Annotated in this window: 13 protein-coding genes; all 13 read left to right on the top strand. The window is 66.7% G+C overall.

The window, feature by feature from the left end:
- The first annotated feature begins 85 nt into the window (after window positions 1–85).
- The 13 genes from LK542_RS19310 (at window position 86) to tagH (ending at window position 15,241) form a co-directional block, all read left to right on the top strand.
- Window positions 86–595 carry a type VI secretion system tube protein Hcp gene (locus LK542_RS19310; protein ID WP_227813207.1) on the top strand — a complete coding sequence of 170 codons (510 nt, stop codon included), beginning with the start codon at window positions 86–88 and terminating at the stop codon, window positions 593–595.
- Between the two features lie 65 nt (window positions 596–660).
- Window positions 661–1,446, top strand: a complete 786-nt coding sequence (locus LK542_RS19305; protein WP_227813206.1) for a type VI secretion system accessory protein TagJ — start codon at window positions 661–663, stop codon at window positions 1,444–1,446.
- Window positions 1,439–1,951: a type VI secretion system baseplate subunit TssE gene (tssE, locus tag LK542_RS19300; RefSeq protein WP_227813205.1), complete on the top strand. Its 513-nt coding sequence runs from the start codon at window positions 1,439–1,441 to the stop codon at window positions 1,949–1,951. Before LK542_RS19305 ends, tssE begins: the two co-directional genes overlap by 8 nt.
- The gene (tssF, locus tag LK542_RS19295; protein WP_227813204.1) at window positions 1,948–3,837 is read left to right on the top strand and encodes a type VI secretion system baseplate subunit TssF; all 1,890 of its coding nucleotides are present in this window, start codon (window positions 1,948–1,950) and stop codon (window positions 3,835–3,837) included. The genes tssE and tssF overlap by 4 nt, the downstream gene beginning before the upstream one ends.
- Window positions 3,822–4,829: a type VI secretion system baseplate subunit TssG gene (gene tssG, locus LK542_RS19290; RefSeq protein ID WP_227813203.1), complete on the top strand. Its 1,008-nt coding sequence runs from the start codon at window positions 3,822–3,824 to the stop codon at window positions 4,827–4,829. Before tssF ends, tssG begins: the two co-directional genes overlap by 16 nt.
- 20 nt (window positions 4,830–4,849) lie before the next feature.
- Window positions 4,850–7,555, top strand: coding sequence for a type VI secretion system ATPase TssH (gene tssH / locus LK542_RS19285; protein ID WP_227813202.1), 2,706 nt, complete (start codon window positions 4,850–4,852; stop codon window positions 7,553–7,555).
- Window positions 7,556–7,590: 35 nt separating this feature from the next.
- Window positions 7,591–8,166 carry a hypothetical protein gene (locus LK542_RS19280; protein ID WP_227813201.1) on the top strand — a complete coding sequence of 192 codons (576 nt, stop codon included), beginning with the start codon at window positions 7,591–7,593 and terminating at the stop codon, window positions 8,164–8,166.
- Between the two features lie 9 nt (window positions 8,167–8,175).
- Entirely contained in the window at window positions 8,176–8,565 is a 390-nt protein-coding gene (locus LK542_RS19275; protein WP_227813200.1) for a DUF4280 domain-containing protein, read from the top strand.
- 15 nt (window positions 8,566–8,580) lie between these two features.
- Window positions 8,581–10,560: a type VI secretion system Vgr family protein gene (locus tag LK542_RS19270; RefSeq protein WP_227813199.1), complete on the top strand. Its 1,980-nt coding sequence runs from the start codon at window positions 8,581–8,583 to the stop codon at window positions 10,558–10,560.
- A gap of 8 nt (window positions 10,561–10,568) precedes the next feature.
- On the top strand, window positions 10,569–11,408 hold the full coding sequence (locus LK542_RS19265) for a hypothetical protein (RefSeq protein ID WP_227813198.1): 840 nt from the start codon (window positions 10,569–10,571) through the stop codon (window positions 11,406–11,408).
- A gap of 33 nt (window positions 11,409–11,441) precedes the next feature.
- Window positions 11,442–12,320 (top strand): DUF3365 domain-containing protein, encoded by an 879-nt coding sequence (locus tag LK542_RS19260; RefSeq protein ID WP_227813197.1) that lies wholly within the window; start codon window positions 11,442–11,444, stop codon window positions 12,318–12,320.
- Window positions 12,321–12,327: 7 nt separating this feature from the next.
- Window positions 12,328–13,794 carry a serine/threonine-protein kinase gene (locus tag LK542_RS19255; protein WP_227813196.1) on the top strand — a complete coding sequence of 489 codons (1,467 nt, stop codon included), beginning with the start codon at window positions 12,328–12,330 and terminating at the stop codon, window positions 13,792–13,794.
- 13 nt (window positions 13,795–13,807) lie between these two features.
- Complete coding sequence (gene tagH, locus LK542_RS19250; RefSeq protein WP_227813195.1) at window positions 13,808–15,241, top strand: type VI secretion system-associated FHA domain protein TagH; 1,434 nt, start codon at window positions 13,808–13,810, stop codon at window positions 15,239–15,241.
- Window positions 15,242–15,257 lie beyond the last annotated feature (16 nt).

The raw sequence follows: 15,257 nt of genomic DNA, 5'->3' as shown, positions 1-15,257 counted from the left end.
CCAATTCATGTAGCAACGCGCGGGCAAGCCAGCTTGCCCGTTCACTCACATCGCCGGTACGTCCGGCAAACTAGGGAGAGATGCAATGGCATTAGATATGTTCATCAACATGGGCGAAACCATCAAGGGCGAATCGGCCGACTCCGTGCGCGGCGCAAAGGGCGACATCGACGTCCTGGCCTGGAGCTGGGGCATGTCGCAGTCCGGCACCACCCACATGGGCGGCGGCGGCGGCGCCGGCAAGGCCAACTTCCAGGACGTGAGCTTCACCAAGTACGTCGACGCGTCGAGCAACGCGATCATGACCGCCCTGGCGAAAGGCACCCACCTTCCGAAGGTGCAGCTGCTGGTGCGCAAGTCCGGGGAAGGGCAGCAGGACTACATGCACATCATCATGGAAGAAGTCATGGTGACCTCGCTCTCGACCGGCGGCAGCGGCGGCGAAGACCGCCTGACCGAGAACGTCACCCTGAACTTCGCCAAGGTCACCTTCGGCTACAAGCCGCAGAAGTCGGAAGGTGGCCTGGAGGCGGTCAAGCCATTCGCCTGGGACATCGCCGGCAACGTCGCCGGCACGGCCCAGGACGTCGCCTAAGGCACGCAGGTCCGGCGGCCCGTACGGGCCGCCGTTGTCGTCTTTTTCCAGCTCAGGGATATGCCATGCAAGCGCAAGCGTTGATCAAGGAAGGCAAACCGGCCGAGGCGCTCGCCGCACTGCAGGCCCAGGTCCGCAGCGAACCGTCGAACGCGAAGCATCGCATCTTCCTGTTCCAGCTGCTGTCCGTCATGGGGCAGTGGAGCCGCGCCCTGACCCAGCTGAACGTGGTGGGCGAACTCGATGCCGAAGCCTTGCCGATGGTGCAGACCTACCGCGAGGCGATCCAGTGCGAAGCGCTGCGTACCGAGATTTTTGCCGGCCGCCGCGCACCGCTGATCTTCGGCGAACCACAGGACTGGCTCGCCCCCCTGGTCGAAGCGCTGCGGCTCGACGCCACCGACCCGGTGCATGCCAGTGCACTGCGGGAGCAGGCCTTCGAACAGGCGCCGGCGTCCAGCGGCAGCATCGACGGCGAACGCTTCGCATGGCTGATGGATGCCGACGGGCGCCTGGGCCCGGTGCTGGAAGCCGTGGTCAACGGCCGCTATTTCTGGATTCCGTTCAGCCGCATCGCCCGCATCGAAATCGACCCGCCGAGCGACCTGCGCGATACCGTCTGGACCGCCGCCACCTTCACCTGGACCAACGAGGCCCAGGCCGTCGGCCTGATCCCGACCCGCTACGAGGGCAGCACCGACCTAGAAAGCGACGCGGTCAAGCTGGCGCGCCGGACCGAATGGCAGGATGGGCGCGGCCTGGGCCAGCGGATGTTTGCCAGCGACAGTGCCGACTACGCCCTGATGGACGTGCGCAAGCTGGAGTTCGACCCAGTGGAATCCCATGGCTGAACTGGCGCCGCGCGAACGCCTGCAGCCTTCGCTGCTGGACCGGCTGACCGACGAGGAGCCGGAACAGCAGGTCGAAGCGCGCGAGCGCCGCATCATGTCGATGCGCAGCCTGCGCGAAGGCGTGCTGCGCGACCTGGCGTGGCTGCTCAACACCACCAACCTGTTCTCGGTGAACGCGCATCTGCAAACGCAGCGCCTGCCGCACCTGGCCAATTCCGTCGTCAACTACGGGATGCCCGACATCTCCGGCGCTTCGCTTGCCGGCATGAACACGACCGACCTGGAACGGGCGATCCGCCAGGCGATCTGGGACTTCGAGCCGCGCCTGATCCGCTCCTCGGTGCAGGTCAAGGCCGCCAAGTCCGACAGCATTACCAAGATCACCTTCGAGATCGAAGCCGACATGTGGGCCCAGCCCTATCCGGAACGGCTCTACATCAAGACCGAACTCGACCTGGACCAGGCCCATATCAGCCTGTCCGAATCGGCAGGCAGGCGGCCATGACCAATCCGCGCCTGCTGCGCTACTACAGCCAGGAACTGCAGCACCTGCGCGAGGTCGGGGGCGAGTTCGCCGCCCAGTACCCGAAGATCGCGGGCCGCCTCGGGCTGGAAGGCTTCGACTGCGCCGACCCCTACGTCGAGCGCCTGCTGGAAGGCTTTGCCTTCCTCACCGCGCGGGTGCAGATGAAGATCGACGCCGAGTTCCCGCGCTTTACCCAGCACCTGTCCGAGATCGTCTACCCGCACCTGCTGGCGCCGACGCCCTCGATGGCGATCGTGCAGCTGCAGCCCGACCTCGGCAACCCGGCCCTGAATGCCGGCTACGAAATCCCGCGCGGGAGCAGCCTGCGCAGCGTACTGGGCAAGGACGACGTCACCGCCTGCGAATACCGCAGCGCCCACGACGTGACGCTGTGGCCGGTGGAACTGGTGGAAGCCCGCTTCTTCACCCATGGCGGCAGCATCGCCGGCGTCGAAGCCAGCCTGCCGCCCGGCGTCAAGGCCGGCCTGCGCCTGCGCCTGCGCACCACCAACGGCGCGCCTTTCCATACCCTGGGGCTGGACCGCCTGAACCTGCACCTGCGTGGCGCCGACGACCTGCCGGGACGCATCCTGGAGAAGCTGCTCGGCAGCGTCGAGGGCGTGCTGGTGCTGCCACGCCCGGCAGGGGACGCGCATCCCGGCTGGCACCGCCTGCTGCCGAAGACGGCGCTGCAGCCGCGCGGCTTCCATGAAGACGATGCGCTGCTGCCGAGTGGCCAGCGCAGCTTCCAGGGCTATCGCCTGCTGCAGGAGTATTTCGCGTTTGCCCAGCGCTTCATGTTCGTCGAGGTGAGCGGCTTGGGCCCCGCAGTGCGCGCCTGCGCCGAGCGCGAGCTGGAAATCATCGTCCTGCTCAACCGCGGCGACGCGCGCCTCGAGCAGACCCTGGACGCCAGCCACTTCGCGCTGAACTGCACCCCGGTTGTGAACCTGTTCCAGCGCCGCGCCGACCGCATCAACCTGTCGGGCGAGCAGTACGAGTACCACGTGCTGGTCGACCGCACCCGCCCAATGGACTTCGAGGTGCACGGGGTCGAGAGCGTGACCGGCTACGGCAGCGGCGCCGATGCCGAGCAAAGCTTCCACCCGCTGTACAGCGCGCGCGACCTGCAGTCGTCGATGCCGGAACAGGCGTTCTTCCAGCTGCGGCGCGAACCGCGCGTGGTGTCGCAGCGCCAGCGCGCGCGCGGCCCGCGCTCGTCCTACCTCGGCAGCGAGACCTTCATCGCCATCGTCGATGCGAGCGAGGCGCCGTACCGGCACAGCCTGCGCCAGCTTGGATTGCATGTCTGGTGCACCAACCGCGACCTGCCGCTGTCGATGCCGCTCGGTGTCGGCAAGACTGATTTCATCCTCGATGCCGGCGGCCCGCTGCAGTCGATCCGGGTGCTGGGCGGCCCCAGCCAGCCGCTGCCTTCGTTTGCCGAAGGGCCAATGGCCTGGCGCCTGATCAACCAGCTCTCGCTGAACTACCTGTCGCTGGTCGATAACGATCCGGACGAGGGTGCGCATGCGCTGCGCGAACTGCTGGCGCTGTATTGCCACCCGCTCGATGCGAGCAGCCAGCGCCAGGTCGAGGGTGTGCGCTCGATCGCGGCGAAAGCGGTCACGCGGCGCATGCCCACGCCAGGCCCGATCACCTTCGGACGCGGGCTGGAAATCACCGTCACCATGGACGATGCCGCGTTCGAGGGCGCCGGCGCCTTCGTGCTGGGAGGCGTGTTGAGCCACTTCTTCGCGCAATACGTGTCGATCAACGCATTCACCGAGACCGTGATCCGCACCGTCGGCCGCGGCGAGATCATGCGCTGGCCGGCGAGGGGAGGGGCATGCGCGATCCTCTAGCACTCGAGCGCGAGCTGGTCGAGAAGGCCGAGCGCATGGATTTCTTCCAGATCCTGCGCCTGCTCGAGAATGCCCACCCCGGCAAGCCGCGCATCGGCGCCTCGCTGCGTGCGCGCGACGATGCGGTGCGCTTCGGCCAGGAGCCCTCGCTGGCTTTCGAACCGACCGCGGTGCGCGGCTTCACGCCGGGAAGCAGCGAGGCGCGTGCACGGCTGGCGGTGAACTTCATCGGCCTGCTGGGGCCGAACGGCCCCATGCCGCTGCACCTGACCGAGTATGCGCGCGAGCGCGCCCGCAACCAGGGCGACGGCACACTGGCCGCATTTCTCGACGTCTTCCACCACCGCATCGTCTCGCTGCACTACCGCGCGCGCGCCAGCGCCGAGCCGGCCATCAGCCTCGACCGCCAGGAAGCGGATCGCTTCGGCGACTACGTCGGCAGCCTGTTCGGCATCGGCAGTCCGGCGCTGCGCGGGCGCGACGAGATCGGCGACTTCGCCAAGCTGCATTTCGCCGGCCTGATGGCCAACCAGCGCCGCCCGGCAGCGGGCCTGGTGAGTATCCTGCGCGCCTACTTCAAGCTGCCGGTCGCGCTCGAGCAGTTCGTCGGCCACTGGATGAAGATCCCGCTGGACGGCCAGACCCGGATCGGCATGCAGGAGCGCGGCAACCGGCTCGGCACTTCCGCCGTCCTGGGACGCACGGTGTGGGATTGCCAGCACAAGTTCCGCCTCGTGATCGGCCCGCTCGACTACGAGGACTACGGGCGCATGCTGCCCGGTGGCGACAGCATGGACCGCCTGCTGGCCTGGGTGCGCAACTACGCCGGCCTGGTGCTGGACTGGGATGTGCGCCTGATCCTCAAGCAGCAACAGGTGCCGCGCCTCGCGCTGGGCTCCCGGCGCCTGGGCTGGACCACTTTCCTCGCCAGCGGCCCCGCCGGGCGCGACGCGAATCAACTCTTGATCAACCCGACAGCCTTCGCAGGCTGAACCACGCGAAAGAACCGATCATGGCCGAAATCAGTCGTGTTGCCCTTTTTGGAAAGCTGAACTCCCTGTGCTACCGCGCGATCGAGAGCAGCACCGTGTTCTGCAAGCTGCGCGGCAATCCCTACGTGGAGATGGTCCACTGGGTGCACCAGATCCTGCAGCTGCAGGATTCCGACCTGCACCGCATCATCCGCCACTATGAGCTCGATGGCGCGGTGCTGGCGCGCGACCTGACCGCGGCCCTGGACCGCCTGCCGCGCGGCGCCACCTCGGTCACCGATCTGTCGGCCCAGCTGGAAGAGACGGTGGAGCGGGCCTGGGTGTTCGGCACCCTGCTGTTCGGCGAATCCCAGGTGCGCAGCGGGCACCTGGTGTTCGGCATGCTGAAAACAACCAACCTGCGCAACGCCCTGTACGCGATCAGCCGCCAGTTCGAGCGCGTCAAGCCGGACGACCTGTCTGACCGCTTCGCCACCCTGCTGAAGGATTCGCCGGAAGCGAAGCTGGCGGCCAGCGACGGCTTCCAGGCCGCCGCCCCGGGCGAGGAATCGGGCGCCATCGCCCCGGCCCAGATGGGCAAGCAGGAAGCGCTGAAGAAGTTCACGGTCGACCTGACCGAGCAGGCCAGGTCCGGCAAGATGGACCCGATCGTCGGCCGCGATGACGAGATCCGCCAGATGGTCGACATCCTGATGCGCCGGCGCCAGAACAACCCGATCATGATCGGCGAGGCCGGCGTCGGCAAGACCGCCGTGGTCGAGGGCTTCGCCCAGCGCATCGCACGCGGCGACGTGCCGCCCTCGCTCAAGGACGTCAAGCTGCTGACCCTGGACGTCGGCCTGCTGCAGGCCGGCGCCAGCATGAAGGGCGAATTCGAGCAGCGCCTGCGCTCGGTGATCGACGAGGTGCAGGCCAGCCAGCAACCGATCATCCTGTTCATCGACGAAACCCACACCCTGGTCGGCGCCGGCGGCGCGGCCGGCACCGGCGACGCCGCCAACCTCCTGAAACCAGCGCTGGCACGCGGCACCCTGCGCACCATCGGCGCTACCACCTTTGCCGAGTACAAGAAGCACATCGAGAAGGATCCGGCCCTGACCCGGCGCTTCCAGAGCATCCAGGTAGACGAGCCGAGCGAGGAGCGTGCGATCCTGATGATGCGTGGCGTGGCCTCGACCATGGAAAAGCACCACCAGGTGCAGATTCTCGACGAAGCGCTGGAAGCAGCCGTCAAGCTGTCGCACCGCTACATCCCGGCGCGCCAGCTGCCGGATAAATCGGTCAGCCTGATCGACACCGCCTGCGCCCGCGTGGCCGTCAGCCTGCACGCCACCCCGGCCGAGGTCGACGACAGCCGCAAGCGCATCGAGGCGCTGAAGGTGGAGATGGAGATCATCCGGCGCGAAGGCGCGATCGGCATCGAGACTGGAGCGCGCATGCGCGATGTCGAGACCGCGCTGGTGTCCGAGCAGGACCGCCTGGCCGGCCTGGAGGGGCGCTGGAACGAGGAGCGCGCCCTGGTCGACGAGCTGCTGGGCTTGCGGGCGAAGCTGCGCGACGGTGCGCGACCAGTGGAGGGCACGGGCAGCAAGCTGGAAGCGTCGGCTGACACGGCCCCGGTGACGGACGAGAACGAGCGCGCCGCCCTGAAGGAGCAATTGAAAAGCGTGCAGGCCACACTGAGCGCGCTGCAGGGCGAGAACCCCCTGATCCTGCCGACCGTCGACTATCAGGCGGTGGCGGCGGTGGTGGGCGACTGGACCGGTATCCCGGTGGGCCGCATGGCGCGCAACGAGTTGGAAACCATCCTGAACATCGCCAACACCCTGAGCCAGCGCGTGATTGGCCAGGACCACGCGATGGAGATGATCGCCAAGCGCATCCAGACTTCGCGTGCGGGACTGGACAACCCGAGCAAACCGATCGGCGTGTTCATGCTGGCCGGTACCTCGGGCGTGGGCAAGACCGAGACCGCGCTGGCGCTGGCCGAAGCCCTGTACGGCGGCGAGCAGAACCTCATCACCATCAACATGAGCGAGTTCCAGGAAGCGCACACGGTGTCGACCCTGAAGGGCGCGCCGCCGGGCTACGTCGGCTATGGCGAAGGCGGCGTGCTGACCGAGGCGGCGCGTCGCAAGCCGTATTCGGTGGTGCTGCTCGACGAAGTGGAAAAGGCGCACCCCGACGTGCACGAGATGTTCTTCCAGGTCTTCGACAAGGGCTTCATGGAAGACGGCGAAGGACGCTTCATCGACTTCAAGAACACCCTGATCATCCTGACCACCAATGCCGGCACCGACCTGATTGCGGGTCTGTGCAAGGACCCGGACCTGATGCCCGACCCGGAAGGCATGGCCAAGGCCCTGCGTGCGCCCCTACTGAAGGTGTTCCCGCCGGCGCTGCTGGGGCGCCTGGTGACAATTCCCTACTACCCGCTGTCGGACGAGATGCTCGGTTCGATCGTCAGGCTGCAGCTCAATCGCATCAAGAAGCGGGTCGAGGCGCGCTACAAGATCCCGTTCGAGTACGGCGACGACGTGGTGAAGCTGGTGGTGTCGCGCTGTACCGAGAGCGAATCGGGTGGCCGCATGATCGACGCGATCCTGACCAACACAATGCTGCCGGATATCTCGCGCGAATTCCTGAACCGCATGATTGGGGGCCAGCCGGTCGGCGGCGTCAAGGTCGGCGTCGAGGGCAGCGAGTTCGCATACCGTTTTGATTGACACTCTTTTTTCAACGGACAACGAGGACGATAATCATGCCTTACACACAAGCAGACGTGGCCGCCGCCATTGCGCGTGCCAATGGACAGCAGCTGGCCACCATCAAGGTGGGCGGCCTGAACGGCTTTACAGCCAGCGACCTGGGGCCGTCGCGCACAGTGCAGACGCAGGGCAGCAGCCCGTACAAGAAAGGCACTGGCCATACGTTCTCGCACGTGGCCACCTTCGGCCAGGGCGCGCTCGATCCGAAAATCAAGGCAAGCGCCACGATGGCCAGTGCGATCAAGTCGCAGTGGCAGGACCGCCGTACCGCCATCGCCGCAGCCACCGAGATGATCAATTCGCCGCAAGCCCAGCCGGGTATCGCGTCATTCCTGGGCGGCGGCCCAGCCCCGGCCAACCCGGTCTGGCTGAAGCGTATTCCGCTGGACGATGTCTACTATGGCTATGAAGCCGGGTCGACGACGCCGCGCCTGGTCGAAACCGGCTCCATCAATTTCTGGATCGCCGGGCATTCGCTGTTCATCTACAGCTGCTATCCAGACGGCTTCATTGCCGGCGTCAAGGGCCTGCTCGATCCGACCTTCGACATGCGCGGGCTGTTCGACTAAGACAGAGACATGCCAAACCAGGTTTCCATGGGCGCGATGATGACCTGCACCTTCGGCGTCGCGCCATCTTCGCTGGTGGTGCTCCCGAAGAACAAGGTGCTGTGCGAAGGCCCGCCCGCCGCCAACATCATGGACCACGTCCCGATGGTGAACATCCTGCCCTTCGGGATGTGCAACTCGCCGTCCAACCCGACCGTCGCCGCGGCCACCGCGGCGGCGCTGGGCGTGCTCACGCCAATGCCTTGCGTGCCTGTAACGCCAGCGCCCTGGGTGCCCGGTGCCCCGACGGTCATGATCGCCAACATGCCGGCCCTCGACAACGTCTCCAAGTGCATGTGCAACTGGGGCGGCGTGATCGGCTTCACCAATGCTGGCACCGTCAAGACCATGATTCCCTGAACGAGTATCTGAAGAATGCCGATTGTCCCTACCCAGGCCCAGCGTGAAGTCTCCGTCAAGTCGGCGCTCGCCGACGACGTGCTCCTGTTCCGGAGCATGACCTGCAGCGAAGCGCTGGGACGGATCTATACCTACCGCCTCGATCTGCTGTCGACCAAGGGCGACATCAAGATCGCCGACGTGCTCGGGACCAGCATGACGGTGGTGCTCGAGCTGCCGGATGGCGGTTCGCGCTACTTCAACGGCATCGTCACGCGTTTTGCCTACCGCGGCTGGCGCGACGGCAAGGCCAGCTACGAGGCGGTGCTGCACCCGGCGCTGTGGCTGCTCACGCGTTCCTCCAATTGCCGCATCTTCCAGGACAAGAGTGCGATCGACATCGTCAAGGCGGTATGTGGCGACACCGCCTACGGCGGGCTGATCTCGCTCGACGCCGGCAGCTTGTCCGCCACCCCGGCCGCGCGCACCTACTGCGTCCAGTACCGCGAGAGCGACTTCAACTTCGTCTGCCGCCTGCTGGAAGAAGAGGGCATCTACTTCTACTTCACCCACCAGGACGGCGCCCATACCATGGTGTTGGCGGACAGCTACGGCGCGCACACACCCAGCGAGGGCTATGCCACGGTCCGGTTCCGCGACGAGGAAACGCACCGCGACCCGCTCGAGGAAGCGGTGACCCGTTTCGCGCCCGGCGGCGAGATCCAGTCGAGCGTGTATGCGCTGAATGACTTCGATTTCGAAAAGGCATCGAGCAGCACCAGGGGCGGCCTGCTGGTTAAGGCGACCATCGCCGCCGCCTTTGGCCAGGCCAGCTACGAGCAGTACGACTATCCCGGTCAGTACACGACCAGCAGCGCAGGCAGCGGCTTCGCCCGCGCGCGCATGGAGGCGCTGCACGGCCAGTGTGAGCAGGTCGAGGCCTTCGGCAATGCACGCGGCTTGACGACCGGGGCGCTGTTCACCCTGTCGGAGCACCCGCGCGACGACCAGAACCGCGAGTTCCTGATCACGGCCGCCGAGACCGAGATTGCCGGCATCGGCTACGGCACCGACGGCGCCAACACCAGCACCCAGTTCCGCTGCGCCTTCCAGGCGGTGGGCAAGGAGCACAGCTACCGCGCGCCGCCCACCGCGCGCAAGCCCTTCGTGCAGGGGCCGCAGACGGCCATGGTGGTCGGTAAAGCCGGCGAGGAGATCTGGACCGACAAGTATGGCCGGGTGAAGGTGCAGTTCCACTGGGAGCGCGACGGCAAGGCCAACGAGACCAGCTCGTGCTGGGTGCGCGTGCAGCAGGGCTGGGCCGGCAAGTCCTGGGGCACGATGTTCATTCCGCGCATCGGCATGGAAGTCGTGGTCAGCTTCCTGGAGGGCGATCCGGACCAGCCCCTGATTACCGGATGCGTCTACAACGGCGACAGCATGCCGCCCTACGAGCTGCCGGCCGAGCAGACCAAGTCCACCATCAAGTCGAATTCTTCCAAGGGAGGAGGGGGATTCAATGAGATCCGCTTCGAGGACAAGAAGGACAGCGAAGAGATCTTCGTCCAGGCGGAAAAGGACTTCAAGCGCGTGGTCAAGAACAACGACACCCTGAAGGTGGGCTTCGAGAAGGCGGACAAGGGCGACCAGACCATCCAGATCAAGAACGACCGCAGCCTGGATGTGGGCCATGACCTGACCGAACACGTGGCCAACGACCACAAGCTCACCATCGACAACAACCAGACCGTGAACATTACCGGCGACCAGAAGGTCACGGTGTCGAAGACCATCGTGGTCGAGGCCACCACCTCGATCGAGCTGAAGGTGGGCTCGAGCAGCATCAAGATCGAACCGGCCAAGATCACCATGACGGCGACCCAGATCGCGATCGAGTCCACCGCCAACATGGACATCAAGGCCGGCGCCATGCTGAACGTGAAGTCGACGGCGCCGATGTCGGTCAAGTCGGACGCCATCGTGACGATCGAAGGCGCGCTGGTGAAGATCAACTGAGGCCACCCATGCGCATCCTTTTCTTCCTCGCCGGTCTGCTGATCCATGCGCCTGTCCAGGCCCAGGCGCCGGCGCTTGCCGTGTTGACCCTGGCCGAGCAACCGCTGCGCCTGATCCGCGGCGCCACCGTCTACAAGGCGCCGGCCGGGATCGCCGTGCAGAAGGACGACATCCTGGAAACCGGCGCGGCCGGCGCCCAGGTCGAGGCCGGTGCGGACGCCATCCTGGCGCTCGGTCCGCAGACCCGCGTGCTGCTGCAGGACCTGCCCACCAGCGGCAAGGCCCTCGATGTGGCCTTGCTGGAGGGATGGGCCAAGCTGATGGCGAAGAACGGCAAGCTCGTCACCCCGGGCCTGCAACTCGGGTTCGAGAATGGCTCGGCCATCGTCAAGAGCGGCGGGGAGGGAAGGGACGCCGTGTTTGCCGAGGATGGCGCCCAGCAGGCCGCCAGGGTGGACAAGGGACGCGCCGGCGCGCCGCTCAAACTGTCGGCCGAACAGTACGCCGAAGTCGACCCGGCCAAGCCCCAGCCGGTGGCGGGCAGGCCGCCGCGCCCCTTCATCAGCGCAATGCCGCCGTCCTTCCGCGACCGCCTGGCGCGCGTTCCGAACCTGGCGAACGCCGGCAAGGTAGCCCCCGTGAAGGAGCGCGAGGCTGATTTTGCCGACGTCGAACCCTGGCTGGCGGCCCGGCTGCCCGGGGTCAAACCTTTTGTCGCGCGCCTGCGCCCACGCCTGGCCGATCCCGCTTTCCGCAAGGAGCTCGAGCGGGCCGTCGGCCAGCAGCCGGCCTGGCGCGCCGTACTTTACCCGCCGGCCCGACCGGCTTCCGCCGGCAGCCTGTTCTGAGGCCGCGGTGACCAGGATTTCAGGAGACATGTCATGAAGCTTTCGATCGCCGCCAAGTTCAACCTGGTGTTCGTGTCCATTTTCGCCGTCGGCTTCCTCGCCGCCGGCGTGGTGGCGGACCGCCTGCTCAAGCAGAGCGCCAGGGAAGAGACGCTGCAGAATGCGCGCCTGCTGCTGGAAGCGGCCAAGAGCGTGCGCGGCTACACCGCCACCCAGATCGCGCCGCTGCTGCGCAACCAGATGAAGTTCGAGTTCCACCCGCAGTCGGTGCCCTCGTATTCGGCGGTGGAGAGCCTGAACGCCATCCTCAAGTCCTACCCGGACTTCTCGTACAAGGAGGCGACGCTGAACCCGACCAACCCGCGCGACAAGGCCTCGGACTGGGAAGTCGACGTGGTCAACAAGCTGCGCAGCACGGCCGACATGAAGGAATTCGTGGGCGAGCGCGACACCGCTACCGGCCGCAGCCTGTACATCGCACGGCCGCTGCAGATCAAGGATCCGGTCTGCCTGGGCTGCCACACCACCGCGGCGGAGGCCCCCAAGACCATGGTCGACATCTACGGCCCGAACAACGGCTTCGGCTGGAAGCTGAACGAGATCGTCGGCGCCCAGGTGATCTCGGTGCCGATGACCGTGCCGCTGGCGCGCGCCGACCAGATCTTCAAGACCTTCATGGCGTCGCTGTTCGGCGTGTTCCTGGTGGTGTTCGTGGCCCTGAACGTGATGGTGCACCTGTTCGTCACGCGCCGCATCAAGCACCTCGCCGCGGTGGCCGATGAAGTCAGCATGGGCAAGTTCGAGGCCCAGGAATTCGAAGTCAAGGGTAATGACGAGATCAGCGGCCTGGGACGGTCGTTCAACCGCATGCGCACCAGCCTGGCGAGCGCATTGAAGATGCTGGAAGAGTAAAAGCTTGATGATCGAACGAATCGGGAAATACCGCATCGACGGGGTGCTCGGGACCGGCGCCATGGGCGTGGTCTACAAGGCCTACGACGCCAACATCGCGCGCACGGTCGCGCTCAAGACGATCCGCCGCGAGCTGCTCGACGGCCTGCAGGAAAGCGAACTGGTGGCGCGCTTCAAGAACGAGGCCCAGGCCTCGGGTCGCCTGGTGCATCCGAACATCGTCGCCGTGTACGACTTCGGCGAGGTCGACGATGCGACCTACATCGCGATGGAGTACGTGGACGGCACACCGCTCAGCGCCTTTCTGGCGAAAGAGACGGCGATGGACCCGACCGCCAGCGTGAACTGCATCTCGCAGCTGCTGCGCGCGCTCGACTACGCGCATGCGCGCGGCGTGGTCCACCGCGACATCAAGCCGGCCAATGTGCTGGTCACGGCCGACGCCCAGGTCAAAATCACCGACTTCGGCATCGCCAAGATCGAATCCTCGACCCTGACCCAGGTCGGCGCCGTGATTGGCACGCCCAGCTACATGTCGCCGGAACAGTTCAAGGGCGAGCTGGTGGATGGCCGCTCCGACCTGTTCGCGGTCGGGATCGTGCTGTACCAGATGCTGACCGGCAGCCGTCCCTTTACCGGCGCGGCTTCCGCCGTCATGCACCAGATCCTGCACGAAGACCCGGTCCCGCCCAGCGTGCGCAAACCCGGCCTGCACCCGGTCTTCGATGCGGTGCTGCTCAAAGCCATGGCCAAGCGCATGGACGAGCGCTATCCGACCGCGCAGGCCTTCCTGCAGGCGCTCACGGACGCTCAGCTCCAGCACAACGGCGGCCTGCCGCCCACCGAGGAAGACAACGAGCGCACCGTGTTGGCCTTCCAGCCGCCGCCACGCCCGGCCGAGCCGGTGCGCCCGGCCAGCCCGTCGCAGCATGGTGCGGCGCCGGCCCAGGCGTCGACGCACGGTTCGAACCTGACGGCCAGCGCCCCGGAATGGCTCTTGGGGCTGGCGCCCGACCTGCAGGTGGCGTTGTCGACCCAGATCGGGCCGGTGGCCAAGCTTGTGCTGAAGAACACGGCGCGCGAGGCACTCGACCTGGACGATTTGTGCGCGCGCCTGCTGCCGCACATCGGCTCGGACGCGGGGCGGGCGCAGTTCCAGGATGCCGTCAGGGAGATCAAGAAGAAGCACGGCCTGTCGACCCTGTCGACCATGGGCGCGCGCACGGGAATCCAGCTCAGCGCGACTCAGCTGACCCAGATGACCGGTATGCCGACCCTGCTGCAGCTCAGTCCCGAATTAATGGAAGCTGCCCAGCAGAAGCTTGCCGTGTATGTCGGACCGATCGCCAAGATCCTGGCCAAGCGCGCGTCGAAAATGACCGGCAATGCGGACGAGTTCTACCGCCTGCTGGCCGATAACCTCCCCGATCCGCAGGACCGTGCGCGCTTCTTGCGCGAGGTCGCGGGGGCATGAATACAGAGGTCCCATGTCTCTTACGCTGAGTGTCCACACCTACCGCGATGCCGCACCAAGCCAGCCGCTGTTCCGGCGCTTCGACCGTCTCGGCGGCGCGCTCGGGCGTTCAGTCGGCAATGAGCTGGTGCTGGACGATCCGGGCAAGTACATCTCGCGCGTGCATGCGCGCATCGAGTTTCGCGACGGCGCCTATTGCCTGGTCGACGTGGGCAGCAATCCGAGCCTGGTGAACGAGCGCCCGGTCGGGCCGGGCCGCCACGTGGCGCTGGCCGATGGCGACCGCATCACCATTGGCGACTACCAGCTGGTGGCAAGCGTGGTCACCGAGGCCGTGCCGACCCTGCCGCCGTCGCCGCTGCAGGACATCACCGCGGCGGCGCCAAGCGCCCCGGCGCTGCCGGCCAATCCGGACGATTCGCTGGCCGGCGCAGGCATCCTCAATGTCGGCGGCGATCCCCTGAATCCCAGCTTCGATCCGCTCGGCCTGAACCTGTTCGGCAGCGCGCCCACGCCGGCGCCGATCGAGCCGGCCTGGCGCGGCGCCGAGAGCGACCACGTGCCGCCCGAGCTGGCGCCGTTCCCGGCGGCCGCGCTGCCGTCGGCGCCTATGGCGCCACCGCCAACGCCTGCAGCAGCGGCCGGGCCGATGGCGATCCCGGACGACTACGACCCGCTGGCGGACTTCCTGCCGCCGCGAGTGCAGGCGACTCCTGCGCCGACACCTGCGCCGATCATGCCGCCGCCTCCGCCGACACCGGCGCCGGTCGAGGCGACCGCCATCGCGCCGCCCGCACCGCCACCGCCACCGGCAGTGCCGACGCCCGCGCCGCCACGCAGCAGGAACGCAGCCGACGACCCCGTGATCGCCGCCCTGATGCGCGGCCTGGGCCTGGAAGAGCTGAACACGCGCCGCAGTGCCGAGGAGATCGCCGAGCTGGCAGGCAGCATGCTGCGCGAAGCAACCGCCGGCACCATGGGGGTGCTGATGGGACGCGCGATGACCAAGCGCGAAAGCCGCCTGGACATGACGATGATCTCCTCGCAGGCGAACAATCCCCTGAAGTTCTTCCCCGACGCCGACAGCGCGCTGACGCAGATGGTGAACGGCAGCATGCCGGGCTATATGCCGGCGCCGCGCGCCTTTGCCAATGCATTCGACGACCTGAAGGCGCACGAGCTGGCGATCATGGCCGGCATGCGCGCCGCCCTGGCGGGTGTCCTGAAGCGCTTCGACCCGGCCGCCATCGAGGCGCGCCTGGATGTGCCGAGCGTGATGGACAAGATGCTGTCGTCGAACCGCAAGGCCAAGATGTGGGACCGAATGGTCGAGCTGTACACCGAGATGGCACGCGAAGCCGACAGCGATTTTCACCGCCTGTTCGGCGAAGCCTTCGCCGCGGCCTATGAAGAACAGGTCCAGCTGCTGCGCCAGGCGCGGCGCTGACAACCAACACATAACA

The organism is Massilia sp. IC2-477, from assembly GCF_020707265.1.
Classification (GTDB): Bacteria; Pseudomonadota; Gammaproteobacteria; order Burkholderiales; family Burkholderiaceae_D; genus Telluria.
The sequence above is the reverse complement of the archived record's forward strand: the minus strand, read 5'-3'. Positions and strand labels throughout refer to the sequence as shown.

Excerpts from the sequence above, each read along its gene's own strand:
- LK542_RS19310 (WP_227813207.1), top strand. The coding sequence starts at position 86 with ATGGCATTAGATATGTTCATCAACATGGGCGAAACCATCAAGGGCGAA.
- LK542_RS19305 (WP_227813206.1), top strand. The coding sequence starts at position 661 with ATGCAAGCGCAAGCGTTGATCAAGGAAGGCAAACCGGCCGAGGCGCTC.
- tssE (WP_227813205.1), top strand. The coding sequence starts at position 1,439 with ATGGCTGAACTGGCGCCGCGCGAACGCCTGCAGCCTTCGCTGCTGGAC.
- tssF (WP_227813204.1), top strand. The coding sequence starts at position 1,948 with ATGACCAATCCGCGCCTGCTGCGCTACTACAGCCAGGAACTGCAGCAC.
- tssG (WP_227813203.1), top strand. The coding sequence starts at position 3,822 with ATGCGCGATCCTCTAGCACTCGAGCGCGAGCTGGTCGAGAAGGCCGAG.
- tssH (WP_227813202.1), top strand. The coding sequence starts at position 4,850 with ATGGCCGAAATCAGTCGTGTTGCCCTTTTTGGAAAGCTGAACTCCCTG.
- LK542_RS19280 (WP_227813201.1), top strand. The coding sequence starts at position 7,591 with ATGCCTTACACACAAGCAGACGTGGCCGCCGCCATTGCGCGTGCCAAT.
- LK542_RS19275 (WP_227813200.1), top strand. The coding sequence starts at position 8,176 with ATGCCAAACCAGGTTTCCATGGGCGCGATGATGACCTGCACCTTCGGC.
- LK542_RS19270 (WP_227813199.1), top strand. The coding sequence starts at position 8,581 with ATGCCGATTGTCCCTACCCAGGCCCAGCGTGAAGTCTCCGTCAAGTCG.
- LK542_RS19265 (WP_227813198.1), top strand. The coding sequence starts at position 10,569 with ATGCGCATCCTTTTCTTCCTCGCCGGTCTGCTGATCCATGCGCCTGTC.
- LK542_RS19260 (WP_227813197.1), top strand. The coding sequence starts at position 11,442 with ATGAAGCTTTCGATCGCCGCCAAGTTCAACCTGGTGTTCGTGTCCATT.
- LK542_RS19255 (WP_227813196.1), top strand. The coding sequence starts at position 12,328 with ATGATCGAACGAATCGGGAAATACCGCATCGACGGGGTGCTCGGGACC.
- tagH (WP_227813195.1), top strand. The coding sequence starts at position 13,808 with ATGTCTCTTACGCTGAGTGTCCACACCTACCGCGATGCCGCACCAAGC.